This window comes from Subtercola sp. Z020, assembly GCF_002931235.1.
Classification (GTDB): Bacteria; Actinomycetota; Actinomycetes; order Actinomycetales; family Microbacteriaceae; genus Subtercola.
Window position 1 is genome coordinate 1 of record NZ_PSTT01000068.1, and the last position, 3,872, is coordinate 3,872.

The window sequence follows — 3,872 nt, forward strand, 5'->3', positions numbered from 1 at the left end:
TGGGCGGGTGGGTGGCGAAGAGGCGGTTCATGAGGCCGGGCTTCAGGGGGTCGGCGATCCACATGTGCGCCATCGACGTCGACTGGCGGAGCATCGGGCGGCCGTAGTTCTCGAGTTTGACGAGGGCGCTGGCCAGGGCATCCGGGTGCCGGGTGGTCATGGCGCTGGTGGCGTCGGCGAGGTACTCGCGCTGGCGGGAGACGGCGAGCTGCACGACGGTCGCGACGATAGGGGCGATGACCGCGGCGACGAGGCCCAGCACGAGCAGCAGCGGGTTCGAGTTGTTGTTGCCGCGGCCGAAGAAGGCCATGCGGAGGAAGAAGTCCGCGATGAGACCGACGGCGACGACCAGCCCGTAGACGATCAGCGAGACGCGGATGTCGTAGTTCTTCACGTGCCCGAGCTCGTGCGCCATCACGCCTTCGAGTTCGGCGTCGGTCATGATGTCGAGCAGACCGGAGGTGACGGCGACGACGGCGTGCTGGGGGTCACGCCCGGTCGCGAAGGCGTTGGGGGCAGCGTCGTTGACGAGGTAGACGCGCGGCATCGGCATGCCCGACGCGATGGTGAGGTTCTCGACGATGCGCCAAAGCCTGGGGTTGTCGGCCTTCTCGATCTCGACGGCGCCGCTCGAGATGACAGCCTGCGAGGCGGCGAAGAAGTACTGCACGACGGCGAACCCGATGGCGAACACCAGGATGACGACGGTCAGCGAGAGGCTGTTGTAGAGGAACCCTGCGAGGTACCCGAGCCCGCCGATGATCAGCACGAACAGAACGAGGATGATGACGGTGTTGCGCTTATTCTGCGCTATCGCTCGGTACACAGGGCCTGCCGGGAACCGCGGAGACGCTTAGAACTGCACGCGCGGCGGCTCGGCGATGGCGGCGAGGTCGCTCACCTCGAAGAAGTCGCGCGAGTCGAAGCCGAGGCGCTTGGCGAAGGCATTGTTCGGAAAGACCTTGATCTTGGTGTTCAGCTCGCGCACGCCGCCGTTGTAGAACCGCCTCGACGCCTGCACCTTGTCTTCGGTGTCGACCAGCTCGGCCTGCAACTGCAGGAAGTTCTGCGAGGCCTGCAGCTGCGGGTACGCCTCGGCGACCGCGAAGATGCTCTTCAGCGCCGACTGCATGTGGTTCTCGGCGAGGGATGCCTCGGCTGGGCCCTGGGCGCTCAGCGTCTCGGCGCGGGCACGCGTGACCGACTCGAAGACGCCCTTCTCGTGCGCCGCATAGCCCTTCACCGACTCGATGAGGTTCGGCAACAGGTCGGCGCGCCGCTTCAACTGCACCGTGATGTCGCTCCAGGCCTCGTCGACGCGCACGTTCAGCGTCACGAGCGAGTTGTACGTCGCCCAGAGGTAGATGCCCACGATGACGACGAGCACAACGACGATGATGAGAGGGATGAGCCATTCCATGCCCACAACTATAACGACTGAGGGCTTCTCACACACGGCAGGTGCGGCAAGCTCCCAGCGACGACGGGCGGTGGATGCCGCGACCTACGACCGCGCTTCCAGAACGCGCTGCAACCAGGCGAACGACTCCTTCGGCGTGCGGTCGCGCGTGTTCGGATCGACGTGCACGAGCCCGTAGCGCAGGCTGTAGCCGGCCGTCCACTCGAAGCCGTCGAGCAGCGATCGCAGGTGGATCCCCTCGAGCCTGACGCCGCCGGCTCCGGATGCGCCCTCCGCGGCCGGGGCGGCGTCGAGGGCGGCGACCACGTGCTCGGTGAGGTAGTCGATGCGCCGGGCGTCGGCGATGCGCGGGGCGCCGGTCGCGGCATCCAGAACCACGCGGTCGGCGAGCCCGAGCCCGATCGAGGTGACGTGCACCGGGGGGAGCGCGGCGCCGTAGCGCGCGCCGAGTTCGGCGAGCGCGACCCCGAGGAACTCCGGCGCGTTCGGCAGCCCCGACGGCGTTCGGTCGAACTCCGGCCAGGGCGCGATGTGGAACGGCAGCGACCCCAGCGCGCCGCCCGACGCGCGAAGATCGCCCAGAACGCTGGGGAGAACTCCCGCCGCGATGCGCGTTGGGGAGGAGTAGTCCACGCCGTAGAAATCCAGCGGCTGGTGGATGCGCGCCAGATCGCCCCCGGGCGCCTCGAACAGCGGGCGCAGCACCCGGGCGAACGCATCGGGAACGTCGGGGTACGACCCCCGCAGCACCGCGTCGCCGAACATGTGGTTGTGCACGAGGTTCCACAGCTCGGCGAACTGCGTGTCGTCGTCGGAACTCGTCAGCGCCGACACCGGCGAGTACGCGTTCGCGATGCCGATCCGGCCCTCCACCGGCACCGCCCGCAGCGCCTCGACCGCGATTCCGTGCCCGAGCAGCAGGTGGTGCCCGGCGGGCAGGGCGTCGAGGCCGCGCGTGGAGCCGGGGGCGTGGCGCCCGAAGGCGTAGCCCTCGAGCATCACGGTGGCGGGGGCATCCAGAGTCACCCACCGGTCGACCCGGTCACCGAACTGCTCCCCCATGGCGTAGGCGTAGTCGCCGAAGCGGCTGGCGGTGTCGCGGTTCAGCCAGCCGCCCGCCAGTGCCGACGGCGTGTCCCAATGGAAGAGTGTGGCCATCGGGCTGACGCCCGCCGCGAGCAGTTCGTCGAGCAGTCGGTCGTAGAAGGTGACGCCGTCGCGGTTCAGCGAGCCGGATCCGGTCGGCTGAAGACGCGGCCAGCCGAACGAGAAGCGGTACGAGCCGACCCCGAGCCCGGCGAGCAGGGCGACGTCTTCGGAGACGCGGTGGTAGTGGTCGGCAGCGACATCCGCCGTCGCCCCGCCCTCGATGCGGCCGGGCTGGTGGCTGAAGTCGTCCCAGACGGAGGGTTCGCGACCGCCGTCGCGCACCCCGCCCTCTATCTGGAACGCGCTCGACGTGATGCCGAGCACGAGGCCCGCCGGGAGCCTGGTCGCGAACGCTTCGGCCTCGCCCTGGGCGGTGTCGCGGGCATCCACACGCCGTCTGCCGGCTCCGGATGCCCGGCGGGGCCCGCCCGCACCGCTCGGCCCGGGGCCGCCGACGCTGCTCGAGGATCGCGGGCCGCTGGAACCGATCGGGCCGCTCATGCGCCGGCCACGGCGTCGCGGTGGGTGTCGGCGTCGCGGTGGAGGTCGGCGCCGCTGTGGTTGCCGGCGTAGCGGTGGATGTCGGCGTCGCGGTGGATGTCGGCGTCTGGGTCGGCGTCTGCGGTCATGATCTCCTCGACCGCTCGAACGAGGGCCCTGATGGTTGCCGGAAAAGCGGTGCATTGCACTGTATCCCGCGCGGCCGCGGCGGCCGGGCGCCGATCGCCGGGGACGTGACAACAGGCACGCATGTTGCATGCAACCGCATGGGGCTTTGACTTTGCGGCGAAATGCTTGCTAAATGGAAGAACGTGTCAGGTGTCATCAGGGGAAGTACCGAGGGCGCGCCGGCGGGGCCGGCTGCCCCGCGTTCGCGATTCCGCCTGCTGGTCGCGCTCTCACTCGTCGGGCTGCTCGGGGCCGCCGGGGCGTCGCTGACGACGGGGGCTCTGGATGCCGTGGCGGCGCCCGCGCCGGCCGCCACCTCCACGGCTGCGCCCGACGCTGCCGCCACCGAGGCAGTGCCTACCCCTGGGGCCGCCCCCGACGCCGCCGAGGCAGTGCCTGACGCTGCAGCGGAAGCGCAGGATGACGCCACCGCAACGCCGACCCGCACCACCGCGCCCGACGCCGCCGCAGACGAAGAGGCCGCCGCGGAAGCGCCGACCCCCACCACCGTGCCCGGTGCGGCCGCAAGCGCCGACGCCGCCGCGGAAGCGCCGACCCCCACCGCCGCACCCGACGCTGCCGCGCCCCTGGCCCCCAGCCCCGCGCCGAGCATCGCGCCGGGGGCGCCGAGCGC

4 protein-coding genes and 1 pseudogene are annotated in these 3,872 nt (G+C 70.7%); 1 reads left to right on the plus strand and 4 read right to left on the minus strand.

Annotation, left to right across the window (positions count from 1 at the left end; translation table 11 throughout):
- The 4 genes from C5B96_RS08745 to C5B96_RS17975 all read right to left on the minus strand — a co-directional run.
- A partial coding sequence (locus tag C5B96_RS08745; RefSeq protein WP_104244968.1) for a M48 family metalloprotease occupies positions 1-826 on the minus strand: 826 nt, incomplete at its 3' end.
- Between the two features lie 27 nt (positions 827-853).
- Positions 854-1,420, minus strand: a complete 567-nt coding sequence (locus C5B96_RS08750; RefSeq protein WP_104244970.1) for a LemA family protein — start codon at positions 1,418-1,420, stop codon at positions 854-856.
- Between the two features lie 84 nt (positions 1,421-1,504).
- The gene (locus C5B96_RS08755; protein ID WP_104244972.1) at positions 1,505-3,070 is read right to left on the minus strand and encodes a glycoside hydrolase family 1 protein; all 1,566 of its coding nucleotides are present in this window, start codon (positions 3,068-3,070) and stop codon (positions 1,505-1,507) included.
- A complete protein-coding gene (locus C5B96_RS17975) occupies positions 3,067-3,198 on the minus strand; it encodes a hypothetical protein (protein ID WP_255414719.1) in 132 nt (43 codons plus the stop codon). Before C5B96_RS17975 ends, C5B96_RS08755 begins: the two co-directional genes overlap by 4 nt.
- Positions 3,199-3,381: 183 nt before the next feature.
- Between C5B96_RS17975 and C5B96_RS08760 the strand changes: the two are divergent.
- Positions 3,382-3,872, plus strand: a pseudogene (locus C5B96_RS08760) (hypothetical protein); the annotation flags it as partial.